Genomic DNA, 21925 nt, shown 5'->3' with positions numbered 1-21925 from the left:
CTTAACTATTCTTTATTTAATCTAATGTTGTTGCCAGGGTAGACTTTTCTTTATCCGGTTCTTTTGTCCTACCTTCTACAACACCATCACTTTTAAGAACACTAACTATAGTTCCAAAAAAACACTTAATATCCATAATTATTCCAATTTTTTTCGCATATTCACCATCAAGTTTTGCTTTGTCATAAATACTTAATTCATCTCGACCATTAATTTGAGCCCATCCTGTAAGTCCCGGGATTATATTATTAGCACCATATTTCTCTCTCTCTGCGATCAGATCATATTGGTTCCAGAGAGCAGGTCTTGGACCAATAATCGACATTTGGCCTATTAATATATTCAATATTTGAGGGATCTCATCTAGTGAAGTCTTTCTAAGAAATCTGCCAACTCGGGTAATATAATGATCAGAGTTGGAAAGTAGATGTGTCGGTGTATCCTTAGGGGTGTCTATTCTCATAGTCCGAAACTTTAGAATATAAAAATATGTTGTATTTATTCCTACTCTTTTTTGTTTAAATAATACAGGGCCCTTTGAGTCAATCTTAATTGCTACAATTAAAGTAAAGAAGATAGGTGATAAAATAATTAAACCAATGATTGATATGAGAAAATCAGCTATTCGCTTCAATTTTGAATAAATCATCCTTCTTATACACCTACCTCAAAGCTATATCCTAAATCTTTCAGATCATTATTCGGCTCATCTGTATCTATATTGCCTACTACTACATTAGGCCTTCCAATAGATGAATACGTAAAACCGTTCGCTTGCATAGTTACTGGATCAAAGCAATTCCTGCCATCAACAATAATAGGCTGCTTCAGTAGGCGTTTGATCTGACCCAGATCCATAGACTTAATTTGTTCCCATTCGGTTAGTATTAGACAAATATCACAATTCATTACCGCTTCATATGGATCATTCTCATATTTAATTTTATCACCAAAATGGATCTTAGCTTCTTTCGTAGCTATCGGATCATATGCTTTAATCTTAGCTCCCTGTTGCAGTAGCTTTGGAATAATAGAAAGAGAGGGAGCATCACGCATATCATCTGTGTTCGGTTTGAATGCTAGTCCGAGGATACCAATAGTCTTTCCTTTAACATCTCCAACTAACTCTTTAATTTTTTGTATAACTATAACGCGCTGCTGTTCATTTGTTTCTATTACTGATTTCATAAGTTGAAAATCATAACCTGCACTTTCAGCGATATGAACAAGTGCATGAGTATCTTTAGGAAAACAAGATCCGCCATAACCAATACCTGCCTGAAGAAATTTAGAACCAATTCTGGAATCCAGCCCCATACCAGCCGCTACTTCTGTTACATTAGCTCCTACCCTTTCACAAATATTCGCAATTGAATTTATAAATGAAATTTTCGCAGCTAGAAACGTATTCGATGCATATTTAATCATCTCTGCACTTTCTAGATCAGTTATGAGGATTTTTGTATCAAACGGCTCATGAAGTTCTTCAATAAGCTTTGCAGCCCGTTCACTGGTAGCCCCAATAACAGCTCGCTCCATATTCATACAATCCTCAATTGCTGAGCCTTCCTTCAAAAACTCAGGATTAGAGACGACATCAAACGTAATAAATTTGTTTTGTAAATTTTCTTTAATAATTCTCTCTACTAATCTTCCTGTACCTACCGGCACAGTACTTTTGTTTACAATTACTTTATATGTATTAAGATTAATACCAATGGTTTGAGCAACTGAAGTTACATAACGCAAATCTGCTTCTCCCGTAATAGACATAGGGGTCCCGACCGCAATATAGATAATATCTGCCGTCTTAATAGCAGCAGGAATATCTGTTGAGAATGCCAATCGCCCTGCCTCAACATTTTCCTTAACCATTTCTTCCAAACCCGGCTCATAAATAGGTATAATTCCATTTTTTAAATTGTTAATTTTTTGTTGATCAATATCGCAGCATATTACATCGTTTCCTATATGAGAGAAACAAGTTCCCGAGACTAGTCCTACATATCCCGTTCCTATAACAGTTATTTTCTTCATTGACGGTGACCTCCATCACTTACTTCACTATTTTAAGGAAAAGACTCCTTATTAACGTTGGACTATTAAATCTTTTTGAGCCAACTGTTTAAGATATTCCATAAGCTCATCTCGTAAATCCTCACGTTGTAATGCAAACTCAAGCTGAGTCTTAATAAAACCCAATTTCTCTCCTACATCATATCTAGTTCCAACAAAATCATATGCATAGACGGCTTCGGTTCGGTTTAATTCCGCAATCGCATCCGTTAGTTGAATTTCTCCACCAGATCCTGGTGTTTGGTTTTCCAATATTTCAAATATTCTCGGATTCAAAATGTAGCGTCCCATAATAGCAATATTGGAGGGAGCGTCATCTTTCTTTGGTTTTTCCACTAAATTATGAATACTAAATAGACGATCATGAATTTCCTTCCCATCTACAATCCCATATCGATAAACTTCATCTTCTTTAACACTTTGTACACCAATAATCGATGATTTGTAACGATCATATTGCTCAATCAACTGCTTTAAGCAAGGTTTATCCGCCTGTACTATGTCATCGCCCAATAATACTGCGAATGGTTCATTTCCAATGAATTTTCTAGCACACCATATGGCATGACCCAAACCTTTTGCTTCCTTTTGTCGGATATAATGAATATCCACCATTTTGGATGATTTTTGGACCTCACTTAATAGCTCAAATTTCCCTTTATCCAGCAAGCTTTGTTCAAGCTCAAAAGAATTATCGAAGTGATCCTCAATCGCTCTTTTACCTTTCCCCGTAACAATAATTATATCTTCAATTCCTGATTCTATGGCTTCTTCTACTATATATTGAATTGTTGGTTTATCAACGATAGGCAGCATCTCTTTGGGCATAGCCTTTGTAGCCGGCAAAAATCTAGTCCCTAACCCAGCTGCTGGTATGATAGCCTTACGAACTTTCACGTAGAATCCTCCTATATAATCTGTTATTATGTGTATTTTCTAAATTTATTTTTCTTTCTTCACATCATTATACGACTTACCTTGACTCATTCCATACTTCTTAGCCACTTGAATCAATTCATCATATTGTTCAGCAGATAGCTTATCGAGAATAATGCTGCGTGCTTCCTTCTTTTCCTCAACACTCAATCCACCTTTAGCAAGGGCTTGAAGTTCTTTAATATCAGACATGCTCAGTTCTTTCAATAAAACGCCCGTAACTTGAGCTTTCTCTCCAACGGTTATCTTCTCTTGTAAATCCTTCGCTTTATCTACGGATACTTCAGCACTGTATCCATCGGTTTGCTTGTCATTATCTGTTTTATTTGTAGATTTATCTGTAGAGTTATTTGCTTTATCAGTTTCGTCCGTTCCATTTGCCTTTTCTCCATCTGGAGATGTGCTTTCTTCAGTACCTTGGTCAGTCGGTTTATCCGGATTATTCGTTTCATTTAATACATCCTCAACCAATAAATCATTCTCTAAATCTGCTGCCAATGTAGAAATGAGCTTATCCACAGCATAGTTTGCTGCAAATAAGCCCCCGATTCCTAGAATAACAACTATAGAAGCAACCCAGATTAACACCTTTTTCCATTTCTTCATACGCATATTAATTTCCTCCGCTCTCATTATCTGTTGTTAGGACACATGTGAATAGAAAGGGACTAAGCGCTCAATAACATCCTTGATGGAGCCGCGGCTCTCTCCTAACACTTTCTCTATTTGCTTGAACTGAAGCTCGAGCTCTAAGCGATTAATCATCATTGGTTTACCTACAAAAATTCTCTCATGCTGAGTTGAGGATAGTGATTCTTCATCTGTCAATAACTCTTCAAATAGCTTCTCACCTTCACGCATACCGCTATATTGAATATCAATTTCAGTTCCTGGTTCATAACCCGATAATCTTATTAAGTCCTTGGCTAAATCCAATATACGGACTGGTTTACCCATATCAAGAATAAAAACTTCTCCACCTTTGGCGAAGGCACCGGCTTGAATGACAAGCTGCACAGCTTCCGGAATTGTCATAAAATATCTGACCATATCGGGATGAGTTACTGTTACTGGACCACCCGCAGCAATCTGCTCCTTGAATCTAGGAATAACGCTGCCTCGGCTACCAAGAACATTGCCGAATCTAACAGCAACAAATTGAGTCGTGCTTATCGTATTAATGCTCTGTATATACATCTCTGCAAGCCTCTTCGTTGCTCCCATAATACTGGAAGGATTAACTGCCTTATCTGAAGAGATCATAACAAACCGTTCGGACTTGTATTTGTCAGCACAATCAGCAACATTTCTTGTTCCAAATACATTGTTTTTGACAGCTTCAGAAGGATTACGCTCCATAAGCGGCACGTGTTTATGCGCGGCAGCATGGAAGACAACTTGCGGTCTAAAGCTATTGAAAACATCATCCATTCGGTTGCGATCTTGAATATCTGCAATAATGGTTTCAATTTTCACTTCAGGAAATTTCTTTCTAAGTTCCATCTCAATCGTATAAATGCTGTTCTCTCCATGACCGAGCAGTAAAAGCCTAGACGGTTGAAATGAAGCGATTTGACGTGATAGCTCTGAGCCAATCGAGCCTCCAGCACCCGTTACAAGTACTACTTTGCCTGACACGTAGTCAGTAATACCAGCCATGTCTGTTAAAACGGGATCTCGTCCCAACAAATCTTCGACCTCAACATCTCTTAATCTTTGTACCGCCAACCGTCCTGTTATGAAGTCATTAATGGATGGTATGATCTTTACTTTCGCGCCAGTAAGCTTACAAATATTTATAATATCCGATATATCCGTCTTCTTTGCAGATGGCATCGCGATAATAATATCCTGAATGAACTGTTCTCGTACGATCTCATCAATGTTGGTTCGATTACCAAGTACTCGTAAGCCAATTACCTGCATATTGCGTTTTTGAGGATCATCATCAATAAAGCCTATAATATGATTCCCCTTAAACTTATTACTCGTCATCATTTCTTTAACTATTAACGCACCACAATCTCCAGCGCCTATCACTAATACATTATTTATTAAATCAGCCTTTTTGGTTCTGTTTACTCGGATTAGTCTCCAAGTGAAACGTGATCCACCCATAAAGAGCAGCATCAGCTCCACAGTACGAGAAGTAATGGAAATCGGAACCCTTGTCCCATAGGCTAAATAGGTTACAAAATAGGATAAGAGCATTCCCAATAGAATGGCTTTGACAAGATCGATGATTTCCCCAATGCTTGCATACTGCCACATCTGTTTGTACATACGGAAATAATAAAGACTAACTCCACATATTAGTGTCGATATTAATGAAAAAACTAACATTTGCGACTCGTAGAATGGAGGGATATTTCCGTTAAAACGAAATAGATAAGATATTGCTATGGCCGCCCATATTATGACTACATCTACCACCAGTATGACTAGCATTCGGTTTCTATTACTCACTATGCTTCTCCCTCCACTACAACTGCTTTCTACGATTCAATACCTCTCTATTTCTCTTGTACACCATAATAATAATAATAGGCTTCTTCATTCGCCTTACGTTTTACATTATTGAGGACAACGCCCAAAATACGCGCATTAACATTCTCTAAATTCTTAACCGCTTTTGCCGCAATATCACGTTTCACTCTTCCTTGATCAACAACAAGAATAACGCCATCGCTCTTAGTCGCTACAATTTGTGCATCGGTTACTGCTAATAATGGAGGTGTGTCGATTAGGACGATGTCATACATTTCTCTTAGTTGTTCAATAAGTGCTGACATTTTCCTTGAACCCATCATTTCTGCTGGGTTTGGCGGTATAGCGCCTGAAGTCATGACATCTAAGCTAGGTATATCCGTCCCTTGAATCGCTTCCTCAAGAGTGCATTGCTGCGATATAACCGATGATAAACCCATACGATTAGAGATAGAGAAGGTATGATGAGCGGTCGGCTTACGAAGATCGGCATCAATCAACAGAACCTTCCGATCGGATTGTGCGAATGTAACGGCTAGATTCGTAATCGTGGTTGACTTACCCTCACCCGGTCCCGCTGAAGAGACCATTAATACCTGAAGCTTCTCATCAATAGAGGAGAAATCTATATTCGTCCTTAAAGCACGATATGATTCTGATATAGGTGATTTAGGGTTTGTTAACGTTATGATCTGACGTTTATTTTTCGATCGAGACACGGTCTAGCTCACCTGCCTTATATGTTTGTTTATTCTTGCTTGTTTGGCTGGCATCCGCATCATCAAGATTCATTCTGGAAATCATGGCCAGCGTTGGTTGACCCAAATACTGCAAGACATCTGCCTCAGTCTTTATCGTATCGTCTAGATATTCAAGCAAAAACGCTACTCCAACAGCCAACATAAGTGATACAACAAAGGCAATCGCGATATTAAGCGGTATGTTTGGCGACACGGGATTTGGTTGAGCATCTAGAACAGCTTGATTCAGAATAGATACATTCTCAACCTTGAATATATTTTGGATTTCCACTTGGAATACTTTTGACACAGCATTAACCATTTCAGCAGCCTTACGGTAGTCTATATCTTGTACAACAAGTGTCATAACCTGCGTATTATTAACCGAACTTACCTGGATTTTACTCGATAGGACATCAATCGTTAGTCCAAGCTCAGGATATTGCTCAACCACTTTAGCTAAAATAGCAGGTGTCTTAATAATCTCTTTATATGTTTCAATCATTCTAATATTGGAGTTAATCTGATTCAGATCTAGCTGCCCTGTCGTTACCTGTGATGCGGTCTGATTAACAATTATTTTAGTAGATGCTTCATACACAGGGCTTTTCAGAAAGATACTATAGACGGCTGCTAACGCTGAACAAAGGAATACAAATAATACGATTAGAGCTAGTCTTTTTCTAATGATCGTCATGTACTGTCGTAAGTCTAGTTCGTTTGACACGGAATACCCTCCATTAGATCTTGAACAAAATACTAATCATCATTCCGAATTATAATATCTCATCCTTTATATCCAATATTGTGAAATTTTTTTGGTTATTTTCGCAAAAAATCTTCCTCCCATCTGCATGAGAGGAAGACTATTGCTATTTATATTGTATTATTCGAAGTTAACAGCACGGTAGATGATAACAGCTGCTTCGGCACGAGTCGCTTTGCCATTAGGCAAGAACTTACCGTTCGAACCAATAACGATTCCTTCGCTTGCTGCAAATGCTACTCCAGCAGTAAGTGATGGGTTGATTTTAGCTGCATCAGCAAATCCTTTAAGTGCAGCTGCTTGATCCGCAACGTCTTTCGCACCTGTTGTTAATTTGAGTGCGCGAGCGATCATTGTAGCCATTTCAGCACGAGTAATCGTTGCATTAGGGTCGAATTTGGAAGCTGAACGTCCATTGATGATACCAAGGTCTGCTGCAGCTGCTACATAAGGAGCAAACCAATCACCAGCTTTCACATCATCAAAGTTTTCTGTTGCAGATCCATTATCAAGATCTAAACCGCGAACAAGCATTTTCGCAAACTCAGCGCGAGTTACGTTATCTTTCGGTGCAAATTTGCCAGCAGATTTGCCTTCAATTGCTCCTTTTGCTGCGATCACTTCAATTTCGCGACCCGCCCAAGCGTTAACAGAAGCGATATCAGTAAACGATACTTTATTCTCTACAACAACATAAGAAGAGAAAGTATCACGCGGTTCAATAATGGAGCTGCCTTTTACACGGCCGCCGTGGAATTCAAGCTTGCCATTAACGATTTTCGCAACAGATAGAAGCTCTTTATCAAGTCCATCTAGGTTGCCTAGCGGAATGCTAACTACAATCGGTTTGGAGAAAGTAGTCGTTGCGGTTCCACCAACTGTAAGCGTGAAATCATATACAGAAGAAGCAGATTTCAATGCGCCTACAATAGCCTCAGTAGCTGCACTTGTCTTAGCTGTCAACGAAAGCGCAGATGAGAACGTTCCGCCAAATGGAAGCGTTACTTCAAATTTATCAACGATAAATTTGGAGCCAGTAAGGTTTGCAGATGCGCCTGCTTTAACAACAGCATCTGAAAGATTGAGAACAAAAGCATTTTGCGTAATAGCACCCAAGTTGAATGTTAGACCTAAGCCCGTAAGCTCAGCTTTCGGTGCAACTTCTTTCACTTTCTTTGAAAGCTCAGAGATACCAGCAATAACAGACAATACGGATGAATCATTAAGCTTCAGTACAGCTTGTCCATCAACAACCGTCAGGTAGCTAGAAGCATTAATGACTGAAAGTGTATTAATAAGTGCTTGAGCATCCTTCACAAACTTCTCGATGATTGCAGCTTTCTCAGCATCTGTCGCTTTTTCAAGCGCAGCCTTAAGGCTATCTAGCAAATTCGAAACGGATGAAGGCAATACAACAGTTTCAGAACCGCCACCGACAACACCGCCGCCGTTATTTCCACCTGATGGATTTGCAATTTTATATGCTGCTTCCAAAGCGATGAAAGCTTTCAATGCAGCTGCTTTAGTAATCGTTGCGTCAGCAACAATTGCTTCATAAACCGCAACGAAATCATGTCTTTCAACATCATAGAAAGCTTCGAAAGCCACAACATTAGCATTAACCGCTACAGCGTCTTTAACTAGTTTTTGAACTTGTGCACTAGTTAAATCAAGAACGTTATAGGAAAGTGCTGCTACTTTCGCTTCTAATTCAAATACAACTTCAGCAATGTCATCAATAGTTAGTTCTTGACCAGCAGGAACCAATGATTTCAAGAAATCACCATATTGATCACGGGAATCTTTCAACTGTTGTTCCCAATCTGATCCAACTGAGATGCTTACAACAGATTTGAGCATATCTTTGAATTCTGCTTGTTTGTCAGCCGGCAATACTTGTACGATTGGGTCAAGTATTGCAGAATTACTAGGATTATTAAGTACTGCAGCTACTTGTGCTCTAAATGCATTTACATCAGCTACACCATTAGACACTTGTTCAAGTGCGGCATAAAACTTTCTTGCCTTCTCCAAATAAGACGCATGTGATTCAGAAAGGGCTGCATAAGCTACATTACTAACCCCGAGCTTTTCTGCTAGACCTTTGTTGCTAAGTGGGATTCCTGCAAATGCGGTTACTGCTACGCTAGCCGCGATTGTAGTCATCGCTAATTTTTTCCTTAAAGTCACTGACCATCCACCCCTATGATTAATAGTTTGCATCGCAATGAAAAACGATGTCTAGTACTGCCACTTTGTTAAACAATAGAATTGGTCCCCTATTTTACAATGGGGAATAATGTAGGAGAAATATATCAAAATATGTAACTTTTTGATTATAGATCTCGTATAGAGAATATCTATATGTATATCGGTTAGAAGGCTGCGGTATTATAGACCTAAATTACTTTCTTTAGTATATCCTTGATTTTACATAAAAGTAAACTATTTTTTTGAAAATAATTCACTAGACTCATTGCAAATGAGAATATAGCAACAAATGTAAAAGTTACATTCCTTGTTACTATATCTCATTCTAATACTTATATTTACTTATATACCCTTATTTGGTATATAGTTTTTATTATTTATTTTTTGCTGAAAAGGGAAAGAATACGGCGCACTGCGCCTTTGGATGAAGTTTGTAAAGCGGGTTGTATATCGAATCGTGTATTGTTGATGATGTGAGCAGCGTTGCTTTGCAAATATTCGACCCACTCCGCTCCCATTCGAGCTCCAATAAGCTCATAGGAATCAAGAAGCCGAAAACCGCGTTTCTCAATGTGATGCGCGTCAGAGGATACAAGGTGGATATGACCGCTTTTAAGCAACGACCAAGCTGATTGCTCGATCCGTTTGCCAAAGCCGCCTAATAGGGAATGAGAGGTTACCTGTGCGAATGCTCCAGCTTCAACCAGCTCCGCTAGTCTCTCGGGATGCTGCACGACCTCTGCATTTCGTTCAGGATGAGCAATAATAGGTTTGAGGTTTAATATCTTTAGCTCATGTATAAGCTCCATCATCGTTTTCGGGATACGTGAGGATGGCATTTCTATCAATACATAATTAGAATCACCTAATGTAAGTAATTCCTTCCTATTCCAAGCATCTAGCAGATCATCATGAACACGAATCTCTTGTCCCGCGCGAATAGTCACAGACACACCCGCCTCCATTAACCGTTCGTTAATAGACCGAGTGTGCTCTGTGACGTCATCGGCAAAATTGATATAAGTTCCATTGGCATGATGCGGAGTTGCAATGATGGTTGTTATCCCCTCTGACTCAGCCGCTCTGGCCATGTTCAAAGTATCATTCCAATCCCCCGCACCATCGTCCAAACCGGGCAAGATATGTGTGTGGATGTCTATCATACTGTCGTTCACTTCCCTGTAGAATTATTCAAAACCACCCCAAAAGGCAAGTTTCACCATATTCTATCACACAGAAGAACAACAAACAGCATTTCTCGCTACATTCCGACAAGTTCTATTTATCGCCACACCTTTAGATACTTTATTTCATCTAAAGGCGGACGATCATTATAGAAATTTATCGATCACTTTTTTTATAGAATCCGTTTATAAAAGTTCTTTACGAAGATCTGCTGCCGATTTTGGCGAAAGAAGTCCGAAAGGAATATCGAATACTGTTTTTGCTCCAGCTTGGCCCTGTTGAGCAAGCTTAAACGCTGCTCTAGCATAAGCAACTAGAACACTAGCCGTAAATTCTGGATTGCTGTCAAGCTTCAATCCGAATTCGATAATTTGAGTGCTGTTCTCGCCTGTTTTGCCACTGCGAAGCACCGTACCGCCGTGAGGCATTGCTTGGTGCTCTGCTTTCAACGTCGCTTCATCAATAAAATGAACCGTCGTATCATAATCTGCAAAATAGTTAGGCATGGTCCGAATCTCTTCAGCAATCGCCTCTTGATCAGCGCCTTCCTCCGCAACGATATAGCAATCGCGGATATGCTTCTCTCTAGTCGTCAATTCAGGGTTCTCACCGCTCCGTACGCGATTCACAGCAGCTTCACTAGGAATCGTATACTGAACACCGTTCTTAACGCCCTTCACACGTCGTATTGCATCAGAATGGCCTTGGCTTACGCCTTTGCCCCAGAATGTATACTCCTTGCCCTCTGGCAAAATCGATTCTGCCAGCAAACGATTCAAGGAGAAGAGGCCTGGATCCCAGCCTGTTGAAATGACACTTACTTTGCCGCTTGATGCTGCAACTTTGTCCACCTGCTCGAAATATTCCGGAATACGCGCATGCGTATCGAAGCTATCGACTGTATGGAACAAACGGGCAAAAGCAGGACCTTGTTCTGGTAAGTCCGTAGCTGAGCCGCCGCACAAAATCATTACATCAATATCATTAACGAAGCGTTCAGCATCTTCAATCGAATACGCCTTCGTCTCAGACGGAATGGAAGCTGGGTCTCTACGAGTAAAGATAGCATCCAATCTCAAATCCTGATTTTGTCTGATCGCGAGCTCTACACCGCGTCCTAAGTTACCATAACCTACTATGCCAATACGAATCTGTTCTCCCACGATGTCGTCACCCCTTTATATAAAATAAGAAAGATTTCTTAGATCCAGCCTCTTGCTTCCATCGCTGCAGCAATACGTTTAATGGAGATCATGTATGCTGCTGTACGAAGGTCTGTTCCATGCTCTTCTGCAAGGTCACGAACAGCTACGTAGGAAAGAATCATGTTCTTTTCAAGTTTCTCAAGTACTTCAGCTTCGCTCCAGTAGTAGTTAGCAAGGTTTTGTACCCACTCAAAGTAAGATACCGTTACGCCGCCCGCATTAGCTAGAACGTCAGGAATAACAACGATGCCTTTGCTTGCAAGCACGCGGTCTGCTTCAGGTGTAGTAGGGCCGTTAGCTGCTTCAGCAATGATTTTCGCTTTGATGCGGTCTGCGTTAACAGCCGTAATAACATTCTCAAGAGCCGCTGGCACTAGAATGTCAACATCAAGCTCAAGCAATGCTTCATTCGAAATGGCATATTTTTCGCCATATTCGCTGATCGATGAACTATCTTTTAGTCTGCCGATTTCTTCAATATCCAATCCATTAGGATCGTAAATGCCGCCTTTGGAGTCACTTACTGCAACAATTTTGCAGCCTGCTTCGCTCAATAGACGAGCTGCAATTCTACCTGCATTACCAAAGCCTTGAATAGCTGCTGTTGCATTTTGAACTGGCAAATGCTTGTCATTCAAAGCTGCAATAATCGTGTAGACACAGCCTTGTGCTGTAGCTTCATTACGGCCTTTTGATCCGCCAATGATAAGCGGTTTGCCTGTAATAACACCAGGGGAGTTAACACCTTTCAGCTTGCTGTAAGTGTCCATCATCCAACCCATGATTTGAGGAGTCGTGTAGACGTCTGGTGCAGGAATATCTTTGTCCGGTCCTACGAAATCAGCGATAGCTTCCATGAAACCACGGCTTACGCGCTCGAGTTCACCTTTGCTAAGCAGATGAGGATCACAGATAACGCCGCCTTTACCGCCGCCATATGGCAAGCCAACTACGCCGCACTTGAAGCTCATCCACATCGATAGAGCTTTAACTTCATCAAGCGTTACGTCAGGGTGAAAGCGAATGCCGCCCTTAGTAGGTCCAATAGCATCATTGTGCTGTGAACGATAACCTTCAAACACACGAATCGAGCCGTCATCCATACGAACAGAGAAATTCACGGATAGTACACGTCTAGGTTGCTTCAGAATTTCAGTTACATGCAAAGGCAAATTCAAATGAGCCGCTGCTGTATCAATTTGTTGTTGAGCGATTTTGTACGGGTTTAACGTTTCTTGGACTACACTAACTGTCATTTCGTTTCAGTCCTTCATCTTAGATTCCGACTCCGTCAAGATTTTCAGTAAATGAACTATATCTTATCTTTTAAAAAAGCCGCTTTCATGATTTTAACTGTTTCAAAACAAATTTAAAAGATTTTTTTAGTTATAAAATGCAAATTTTCTACCTTTTTGTCCATTTTAACAATGCATTTCATAGCATGATAGTTAAAATAACATATCTGTGTAATTGTAAAATACTCAATATTTTTCTAACATTGAAGCCTCTTTTCATAAAAAGAAACGTAGAATATTCAAAATACCCTCATTTCTTATCATTTGTACTATTTGCATGAAAGTTTTAAAGATAATTGTGCAAAGTATACAATTCCAACTCATTACGTTATACAATACCCCAAACAAATAAGTCTAATCCGCTACACCGGCATATATGTGCTTTTAACATCTACACTTCTTCATTTGCACTTTATACTATTTCCTTTCTCTCTTAACGCAATATAACCTCCATTTCAGATAGCAATCGAGTTGTAAAAACCTCTTCGAAGAGGGTTATCAATCCCTCCAATTATCCTTGATAAACAGTCGTAAAAAGCTATCTATTTCTTTGTTGTAACATAACCGTTTGTGTAAGGTTTCACTTAATAGACACTTTTGTGTTCTTCACTTCCAGTGCTCCTTTTTTGCCTCTTATATGCTCTATTCACCATTCGGAATATGGTTTTTCTGTTATGTGACGTTTCTTCGACCTCAAATTACCATTCTCATTCTTCAAATTCATTAGATAAAACTGCCCTTAACTTTATCCCGAAACGTCTTATATGGTCATCTGCAACGAGATCTGCAATACGTTTCAGACGGGTTATATAAAGGTTCCTTTAGAAAACAGCGAGCATCGTTTTCTTATATCCATTTAATAGTCATAATTTTCAGTTAATTATATCAACAAGACAGTCCCCTTTGAAGGAACCGCATGCTCTAAAGGAATACAACTATACTATAGCTTGCCGGCAATCATCTTTTGAAAGTCGATATCGATCAATTTCTCCACGTGGTAGTAAGCTGGAGACTGCTCAAATACCAGATGTTTCGTAAGGGCATTAGGGACTACAATGCAGGACATACCTGCTGCTGCGGCTGCAAGAGCTCCATTTGGTGAGTCCTCAATGGCTATCGCTTCACTTGCTTGCACACCAAGACTCGCCAACGATTGTATATATAGCTCTGGATCAGGCTTCACCTTCGTAACATCATCAGATGTACGAATGCTGTCAAAATAGTGGGCGATATCAAGCTGAGCTAAATACTTATCGATCCATGCTCGATGCGAGCTGGATGCTAGGCCGATTTTCAGATTAGCTTCCTTGGCGAGCTTCAGATAATCGAGAATCCCTTCTCGAATAACTTCCTTTTCCATAAGCGCAGCATATTGAAGCTGTATGCCCTCTTTAAAGGTTTGCCGATCAATGGGCAGCTTTAATTCTGTCATTAGATATTCATATGGATTAAAGGCTTGGAAGTTCGTCCCGAGGCACAAGGAGTATTGCTCTAATGTCAATTCAACTCCGTGTTCCATATAAGCATCTCGGCAGGCAGTGTACCAAGCGGTCTCAGTGTCAATAATGGTACCATCAAAATCAAAAATAATAGCTTTAATCATCCATATGTCTCCTTTCAAGAGAGCCGATGTAAGATTTACAAATAAAACCGTATCATACTTCAAAGTTATGGGTCAATCCATCCTCTTTCTAGCAAGCTTTTAGCAAGCATCCATCCCATTTTATTACATTATTTGGACATTTGATAGACAATCTGTATAGATTTTCATTAAAATCATGATCTCATTCACCTTTATTTTAACGATTAACTGCATTTAAATGAATAATAAAAAGTCATTTTATGCAAACGCTTTCGAATTAAAAGAATACGTAACATGAGATGCTTACGGAGAACGAGGACAACGCACATTGCCCAGCAGATCAAGTGTTTCCAAACAAATAAGACCTCACTCATCCTATCATGAGTAAGGTCTTCTTCTGTTTTAATCGAGCTATATAAGCTGTTCTTTCATACAAATCAAAATCAAACGCTATTTCTTATGCATTTTAAATTCAAGGAATAGCTCGTTGTAATGTGCCAGCATTCTTTTGCCGAGATTGTCGTAAACCTCCAGCTTAGAGGTCAACTCTTTATCCGGGTAGAAGCGCTCATCACTTGAAACCTCTTCAGGAAGCAGTTCCAAGGCTGCTTTGTTTGGAGTCGAATAACCGACGTATTCCGTATTTTGCGCCGCAACCTCAGGGTCGAGCATGAAATTAATAAATTGATGCGCTCCTTCGATATTGCGAGCCGTCTTCGGAATAACCATATTATCGAACCAAAGGTTTGAACCCTCATCCGGTACTTTGTAGTCAAGCTTATCATTCTCACTCATAATCTCTGAAGCATCTCCCGACCACACTAGGCCGACAGCCGCCTCCTCGTTCGCAAGCAGCAGCTTGATCTCATCACCCACAATAGCCTTCACATTCGGAGTCAGCAGCTTCAGCTTTGCTTTCGCTTCCTGCAAATGCGTCTCGTCAAGATCATTTAGGGAATAATTCAAGCTGTTAAGCCCCATCCCAATAACCTCGCGCGCACCGTCAAGCAGCAAAATCTGATTGCGGAGACTCTCATCCCACAGATCATTCCAGCTGGAGAAAGTAAGATCTCCTACAAGCTCAGGGTTATAAACAATGCCTACTGTACCCCAGAAATAAGGGATGGAGTACTTATTGTCTGGGTCAAATGATAAATTCATAAAGCTCGGATCAATGTATTTCAGATTCGGAAGCTTTGAATGATCCAGCTCAAGCAGCAGATTGTCATCCTTCATCTTGCTGATGGCATACTCAGAGGGGATGCTTACGTCAAACGTTGTTCCACCCTGTTGAATTTTGGTCATCATCGCTTCATTCGAGTCAAATGTCTGGTAAATAACTTTAATGCCTGTTTCCTTCTCAAAACGGTCCAACAGATCCGGGTCGATATAATCGCCCCAGTTGTATATCGTTAATGTGTTCTTGCCGCTGTAGCCTTCACTTGAATTCAAATAGGCCGTCAAATAGAGGAGCCCCATCGAGACAACAACCACGACGACGAACATGCGTACTAACTGTTTCATACGGCATCCTCCTCATAGGTTTTGCCCTTTGAAGCATTCTTGCCAAGTCCTCGTTTGGTGGATGGCTTCGTGTTTCGTTGATTAACGAAGTAGTAGCCAACGACCAATACGATTGTGAATAGAAATATTAGTGTCGACAAAGCATTAATCGAAAGCGATACGCCTTGGCGAGCGCGGGAATAAATTTCTACCGACAATGTCGAGAAGCCGTTGCCCGTCACGAAAAAGGTTACCGCAAAATCATCAAGCGAATACGTCAGCGCCATGAAAAAGCCTGCAAAGATGCCTGGTTTAATGAAAGGCAGCACAACTCTCGACAGCACCTGCCATGAGCTTGCGCCAAGATCGCGCGCGGCATCCAGCAAAGTCGAACTCATTTCCTGCAGCTTCGGCAGCACCATAATAACGACAATCGGTACACTGAACGCGATATGCGACAGCAGCACAGAGAAGAATCCCAGCTTGATGCCGACAATCGTGAACAGGATAAGAAAGGATGCGCCGATAATAACGTCTGGGCTTACGATTAGTACGTTATTGAGCGAGAGCAAAGTCTGCTTTGGACGATGCGTCCTCACATGATGAATCGCAATCGCGCCCATGACACCAAGAATGGTCGAAATCGCAGCTGAGAGCAACGCGATAACGAATGTATTTAATACAATAATCAGTAAGCGAGTATCCTCAAACACTTCTTTATAATAATCCAGCGTAAAGCTCTCGAAATTCCGCATAGAGCCGCCGCTATTAAAGGAGTAAAACATCAAATAGAAAATCGGTGCGTATAAAATGGCAAACACAACGATCAGATAGAGATTGGACCACTTAATTTTTCCGCTCATCGGTTAACCCTCGCTTTCGATTCCCGGTCAGCAGCATCATAATACCCATCGCGATAATTAAGAATACAGCAATCGTCGCACCCATACCCCAGTCCTGCGTCACGAGAAAATGCTGCTCAATAGCAGTACCCAGTGTAATAACACGGTTACCGGCAATCAGTCGTGTAATCATGAATAGGGAAAGCGCAGGAATGAACACAGCCATACAGCCCGACTTCACACCGCTAAGCGTAAGCGGAAAAATAATACGCCGGAATGTCGTCCAAGCTGATGCTCCTAAATCACGTGCCGCATAGACAAGCGAAGGATTCATCTCTTCAAGCGCATTGAAGATTGGCAAGATCATGAACGGGATAAAGATATACACCGATACGAAAATAAAACTAAAATCGGTAAATAGAATTTGTTGCGTACCAATACCAAACAGTTTAAGCACAGCGTTGGCAAAACCATGTGTACCGAAAAGGCCAATAAATGCGTATGCTTTTAGAAGTAAATTAATCCAGCTTGGCAAAATAACAAGCAGCAGCCATAGCTGCTTATGCTTTGTTTTTGTTAAAAGGTAGGCCGTTGGATAAGCCACCAGAATAGAAATGGCTGTGATGAGAAACGCATACCAGAACGAGCTGATTGTCATCCGTAAATACACCGGTGTAAAGAAATTGGCATAGTTGCTGAATGTGAAATTACCCTCAACATCAAAGAGCGAGTAGTATACAATCAACAGAATCGGAGCAACAACGAACAGAACAATCCACAGCAGGTATGGAACTAAGTAGATGCTGCGCGCTTTATTCGTCATCGGCGGCCTCACTGTAAGCTTCTAGACGCTTATCGAATTCTTCTTCCGTCTCATCAAGTCTCATTACATGAACGGCTTCAGGATCAAACGTCAGCCCGATTTGCTCACCGACTGTTGCTTTGCGCGTAGAATGAACGAGCCACTCGTTGCCAGCCTCATCATAACCGCAAATTTCGTAATGTACACCGCGGAACAGCTGAGAATCAACCTTCACCTTAAGCTTACCGTTCTCAGAGGAGGTAATTTCAAGATCCTCAGGTCTTATGACGATATCTACAGGCTCATTAGGATGCAAGCCTTGATCGACGCACTCAAACTTATGGCCAGCGAATTCAACCTCGAAGTCGCGAGTCATTTTGCCAGGCACAATGTTTGATTCTCCAATAAAATCAGCGACAAAACGATTAATCGGTTCATCATAAATATCTGTAGGCGTTCCGCTCTGCTGAATTGTCCCTTCGTTAAGGACGAAGATTTCATCAGACATCGCGAGCGCTTCCTCTTGGTCATGGGTAACAAATATAAATGTAATGCCAAGGCGGCGCTGAAGCTCGCGCAGCTCGTATTGCATTTCCGTACGAAGCTTCAAATCAAGCGCAGAAAGCGGCTCATCCAGCAAAATAATTTCCGGCTCATTCACGATCGCTCTAGCAATCGCAACACGCTGGCGTTGTCCGCCCGACATACCGGTAATCTCCCGTGATTCATAGCCGTGTAAGTTAACGAAGCGAAGCGCTTCCTTCACCTTAGCGGTAATATCAGCATTCTTCAGCTTTCTGATACGAAGACCGAATGCGATATTCTCGAATACATTTAAATGAGGGAACAATGCGTAATCTTGAAACACAGTGTTCACTTGACGCTCATTCGCAGGCACGCGATTAATCACTTTTCCGTTAAAATATATATTCCCTGCTGACGGCTCCGTAAAACCTGCAATCAGCCTAAGTATCGTCGTTTTGCCACATCCCGAAGGACCTAGAAGCGTATAAAACTTCCCTCTTTCAATGGTAAAACTTACATCTTTCAATATTGTATTTTCATTATCGTTATATTGCTTAGTCACATGCTCAAAGCGTATAATCGTTTGATCTGGCATATCCTATTCCCCTTTACTTAATGGAAGAAACACTAGTGATTATACAGCATTCACGATATTGTTCAATAGCTAGTCTCAACTAGGGGTCTCTTATGAAGAAGCCTTTACAAACCAACATCTCCAATAAGTGATCGGACCAACCACTTTCCTCCAAAAAAATGTTTACTGTTATTGGCATATACTCATAAATTGACTGCCCTTTTCTTGCCTTTTTGCATCCTTCAGACGATCTAAGGTGATTTACTTTGTTAAAAGAGATATAATACTTGTACCACAAATGAATTCATCATTAACTGCTTAGCAGAAAAAAAAAGGAGTGTTCCAGCTATGCCATACAGAGAAATTACGACTATTGAAGAGTGGAATAACGCTTATGAAGGCTCTGCTACCCGCCCGCTCGTCGTTTTCAAGCACAGCACAACTTGTCCCGTTAGCGCAAATGCGTATCAAGAGTTCAATCAATATCTAGACGGCAAACCAAGAGAAGACGTGGACTACGTTCTCGTTAAAGTAATCGAGTCTCGTCCTGTTTCCAACCAAATTGCTGAAGATACATCCGTGAAGCATGAATCACCACAAATTATTTATTTTGATAAAAAAGAAAAAGTTTGGTCAGCTACACACTGGTCAATCACAAAGGCACATATTACAGCGGTACTCGACTAGAACCGTCTTGAGTTAATAAAAGTGAAAGCTCCTTATCCTTCGCCGCCGCGCGAGAGATTGGGAGCTTTCTTTTATTAATTAAGGTTAAAAGACTATCTGCATGATACTTTTAGAAAGAGTTACTTATAAGGGGAGACCGGTTGTACTGCTGACTTAAACGAGAAGCCGCTTATTCTTGTTCTGTAATCTTGAAATACTCAGCCCATCCCGTAATAATATCCCTGCTGTTGATTCTCACAATATAGTACCATCGAAATAATTTATTCGTATCATAAAGGTCAATATACTGAGGATTTTGCTCTGAAAATCGGTTGTAAAGCTGAGATTGAATGGAAACGCGTGAAACGGCTTGTCCTGCCAACAAGAGCATGACCATCACTAACGGAACCACAACAAATACCACACTCCGCCCCTTCCTCCAAAACAAATGCAACAGCAGGCCTATCGCGAAAATAACTGTAATTGCACCATCTGCCGCATCTATAATACCAAACCTAACCTCACTCTTCATAAATGGATAAAATAGTCCGTTACCGTTGCCCATCACATCTATCATCAAATGGCCTAAAATAACGGTTAAGGTAGAAGACGTAAATGCACTCATATAACTAACGTCTTTGACTGTTTTAATTATGAAAAGGGCAAAAAACAATCCTAGCAAGGGGGATATAAAAATAGAATGAAGCCAAATATCGCCGAAAATTTTAGTCACATCTGGAGAAATCGCAACACATGCTCCCCAGAACATAATAAACGCTTTATTATAGAAGGATTTATTTTGCCGGAATAAAAAAACAGATAATAATACCGCCCCAACGATCATATGAAAAAACGAATGAAATAAATAATGCAATTTATCAATATAAAGCAAGCTGTAAACCTCCAAACCATAAAAAATAGGCAAAACAATTTTCCCCATTATATGCCTCAACTATTTTATCATATTAGCGTCGTTAATATGGCCTTATTCCAATATTTAAATTAGATTTTTTTACCAATTATTGTTCGCTATTGTTCTTTATTATTGGGTGTGCTCCCTACCCACAGCATTATGAGAAAATCAAAAACTCTAATACACGCTTGGACTTTTCAAGTTAAAGTAGTTCTTGAGACTGCCCCCTTGAAATTAAGCATGTCTTTCAGCCCATTCTCAATAACGCATTTGTGTGGTTATCTAGATATTGTCGGAATATATCAGTTTTTCAAATTTAGGGGGATACTAATGAAGCTTTCTGCTCGAATTTTACTGGTAATGACGCTTTTTTGTATGACATTGTCGAATTCATTTTTATATGAAAAAGAAGCAGCAGCGGCAGCGACTACAGCCCCTGTATTCAAGGATATCAAAGGCCATTGGGCTGAAAAAACGATTACCGAAATGGTCAAAAAAGGAATCCTAGACGGCTATCCGGACGGAACATTTAAGCCGCAAGAACCTGTTAAAGTAGATCAATTCATAAAAATGCTCATTCTCTCCTATACGGACCTGCATCAAAACGGCTCTCGCAGCTGGAACAGCACCTTCCTTCAATCACTGAGCGTGGATAATCAAGCGATTTTGAAGCAGGATTACCGCTATTTTGATTTCAAGCCAAGCCCTGCTGGTTATTGGGCGAAGCAGTTTATTGATGTGGCAAGTGATCTTCATTTTCTAAACAAAGATCGTTACAGCGACTTTCAAGCCAACATGACACGTGAGAACGTGGCTGAGATTGTATATTACACCCTTCAAGAGATCGAATTTCTAGAGGACGGCTTGTTCGGGCAAAAGATGGCCCAATCCTACGGCGACCTTATGGGCGCCTCTGAGCGTGAACAGAAATTCATTGCAGAATCGCTTGTAAAAGGCATCATGCAAGGCTATCCAAACGGCTTCTTCGGTGTTGGCGATACAGTTACGCGTGCAGAATCACTGGTCATTCTTAACCGATTGACTGATAAATCTAAACGGCTCGCTATTAAAGTGTCACCAGAGAAGCTTGAGCGCATTGTCCCAACCGCAAGCGGCGGCAAAAAAATTATCGTGTTCCCCGACAAACGGATGTGGGATACCTATGAGTCCCTCATTGTAGCTGGACAGCTTCGCGGAACTAACCATGATCTTTACGAGACAACACTTCGACTCTACAAAGATCAAGCTGAGAAGGACAGTGTGAAGAACCGTCCATCCGGATCTACTGCCATCAATGAAGAAGGATCTATTTGGCTCGATCCGCAATATAACACATACGGTGTGACACTGAGACTTCGTGAGGGGACCCTGGCTCGCAACAAAGAGGTCATCGAGCAATTTGCTAATCAGCTGTTTGGTTATAATGCATCCGCGTTTAAAGAGCTGTTTAACAACATTTGCACACAAGTCGAGGCCGGCAAGAAGGTAGCCTCCAAGCAGCAGTTGATCGGCACGGACAATGTGAACGTTCAAATTGATGTCGCCGCCAAAACGGTTGTATTCTCGATTGCGACAAAGAAATAAAAACTACTTATTCACATATGAAGCAATATAGGA

Annotated in this window: 19 protein-coding genes; 2 read left to right on the top strand and 17 right to left on the bottom strand. The window is 40.7% G+C overall.

Annotation, left to right across the window (positions count from 1 at the left end; all coding sequences use genetic code 11):
* Positions 1-16: 16 nt before the first annotated feature.
* The 16 genes from AC0YOD_RS12490 to AC0YOD_RS12415 form a co-directional block, all read right to left on the bottom strand.
* The gene (locus tag AC0YOD_RS12490; RefSeq protein WP_475799983.1) at positions 17-646 is read right to left on the bottom strand and encodes a sugar transferase; all 630 of its coding nucleotides are present in this window, start codon (positions 644-646) and stop codon (positions 17-19) included.
* Positions 647-654: 8 nt separating this feature from the next.
* Positions 655-2037, bottom strand: a complete 1383-nt coding sequence (tuaD, locus tag AC0YOD_RS12485; protein ID WP_475799626.1) for a UDP-glucose 6-dehydrogenase TuaD — start codon at positions 2035-2037, stop codon at positions 655-657.
* 51 nt (positions 2038-2088) lie between these two features.
* Entirely contained in the window at positions 2089-2973 is an 885-nt protein-coding gene (gene galU / locus AC0YOD_RS12480; RefSeq protein ID WP_475799625.1) for a UTP--glucose-1-phosphate uridylyltransferase GalU, read from the bottom strand.
* A gap of 45 nt (positions 2974-3018) precedes the next feature.
* Positions 3019-3618 carry a hypothetical protein gene (locus AC0YOD_RS12475; RefSeq protein ID WP_475799624.1) on the bottom strand — a complete coding sequence of 200 codons (600 nt, stop codon included), beginning with the start codon at positions 3616-3618 and terminating at the stop codon, positions 3019-3021.
* Positions 3619-3654: 36 nt separating this feature from the next.
* Positions 3655-5478 (bottom strand): polysaccharide biosynthesis protein, encoded by a 1824-nt coding sequence (locus AC0YOD_RS12470; protein WP_475799623.1) that lies wholly within the window; start codon positions 5476-5478, stop codon positions 3655-3657.
* A gap of 47 nt (positions 5479-5525) precedes the next feature.
* Entirely contained in the window at positions 5526-6218 is a 693-nt protein-coding gene (locus AC0YOD_RS12465; protein WP_475799622.1) for a CpsD/CapB family tyrosine-protein kinase, read from the bottom strand.
* A complete protein-coding gene (locus AC0YOD_RS12460; RefSeq protein WP_475799621.1) occupies positions 6199-6966 on the bottom strand; it encodes a YveK family protein in 768 nt (255 codons plus the stop codon). The genes AC0YOD_RS12465 and AC0YOD_RS12460 overlap by 20 nt, the downstream gene beginning before the upstream one ends.
* Before the next feature lie 159 nt (positions 6967-7125).
* Positions 7126-9195, bottom strand: coding sequence for an S-layer homology domain-containing protein (locus AC0YOD_RS12455; protein ID WP_475799620.1), 2070 nt, complete (start codon positions 9193-9195; stop codon positions 7126-7128).
* A 398-nt stretch (positions 9196-9593) separates the two neighbouring features.
* Positions 9594-10379, bottom strand: a complete 786-nt coding sequence (locus tag AC0YOD_RS12450; protein ID WP_475799619.1) for a tyrosine-protein phosphatase — start codon at positions 10377-10379, stop codon at positions 9594-9596.
* Between the two features lie 207 nt (positions 10380-10586).
* Positions 10587-11564: a diaminopimelate dehydrogenase gene (locus AC0YOD_RS12445; protein WP_475799618.1), complete on the bottom strand. Its 978-nt coding sequence runs from the start codon at positions 11562-11564 to the stop codon at positions 10587-10589.
* A 38-nt stretch (positions 11565-11602) separates the two neighbouring features.
* Positions 11603-12862, bottom strand: coding sequence for a Glu/Leu/Phe/Val family dehydrogenase (locus tag AC0YOD_RS12440; RefSeq protein ID WP_475799617.1), 1260 nt, complete (start codon positions 12860-12862; stop codon positions 11603-11605).
* Positions 12863-13841: 979 nt separating this feature from the next.
* Positions 13842-14504 carry an HAD family hydrolase gene (locus AC0YOD_RS12435; protein ID WP_475799616.1) on the bottom strand — a complete coding sequence of 221 codons (663 nt, stop codon included), beginning with the start codon at positions 14502-14504 and terminating at the stop codon, positions 13842-13844.
* A gap of 429 nt (positions 14505-14933) precedes the next feature.
* Complete coding sequence (locus tag AC0YOD_RS12430) at positions 14934-16007, bottom strand: ABC transporter substrate-binding protein (protein WP_475799615.1); 1074 nt, start codon at positions 16005-16007, stop codon at positions 14934-14936.
* Positions 16004-16849: an ABC transporter permease gene (locus AC0YOD_RS12425; protein WP_475799614.1), complete on the bottom strand. Its 846-nt coding sequence runs from the start codon at positions 16847-16849 to the stop codon at positions 16004-16006. The genes AC0YOD_RS12430 and AC0YOD_RS12425 overlap by 4 nt, the downstream gene beginning before the upstream one ends.
* On the bottom strand, positions 16833-17651 hold the full coding sequence (locus AC0YOD_RS12420; RefSeq protein ID WP_475799613.1) for an ABC transporter permease: 819 nt from the start codon (positions 17649-17651) through the stop codon (positions 16833-16835). Before AC0YOD_RS12420 ends, AC0YOD_RS12425 begins: the two co-directional genes overlap by 17 nt.
* Positions 17641-18750 (bottom strand): ABC transporter ATP-binding protein, encoded by a 1110-nt coding sequence (locus AC0YOD_RS12415; RefSeq protein ID WP_475799612.1) that lies wholly within the window; start codon positions 18748-18750, stop codon positions 17641-17643. The genes AC0YOD_RS12420 and AC0YOD_RS12415 overlap by 11 nt, the downstream gene beginning before the upstream one ends.
* A gap of 327 nt (positions 18751-19077) precedes the next feature.
* Here AC0YOD_RS12415 and ytxJ point away from each other — a divergent pair, with 327 nt between their 5' ends.
* Positions 19078-19416 carry a bacillithiol system redox-active protein YtxJ gene (gene ytxJ / locus AC0YOD_RS12410; protein WP_475799611.1) on the top strand — a complete coding sequence of 113 codons (339 nt, stop codon included), beginning with the start codon at positions 19078-19080 and terminating at the stop codon, positions 19414-19416.
* Positions 19417-19585: 169 nt separating this feature from the next.
* On the opposite strand, the gene AC0YOD_RS12405 is transcribed toward ytxJ, so the two are convergent.
* Positions 19586-20335 carry a hypothetical protein gene (locus tag AC0YOD_RS12405; protein ID WP_475799610.1) on the bottom strand — a complete coding sequence of 250 codons (750 nt, stop codon included), beginning with the start codon at positions 20333-20335 and terminating at the stop codon, positions 19586-19588.
* A gap of 303 nt (positions 20336-20638) precedes the next feature.
* On the opposite strand from AC0YOD_RS12405, the gene AC0YOD_RS12400 reads away from it, so the two are divergent.
* A complete protein-coding gene (locus tag AC0YOD_RS12400; protein WP_475799609.1) occupies positions 20639-21892 on the top strand; it encodes an S-layer homology domain-containing protein in 1254 nt (417 codons plus the stop codon).
* The last annotated feature ends 33 nt before the right edge of the window (positions 21893-21925 follow it).

Source organism: Paenibacillus sp. J31P13 (genome assembly GCF_056269295.1).
The sequence above is the reverse complement of the archived record's forward strand: the minus strand, read 5'-3'. Positions and strand labels throughout refer to the sequence as shown.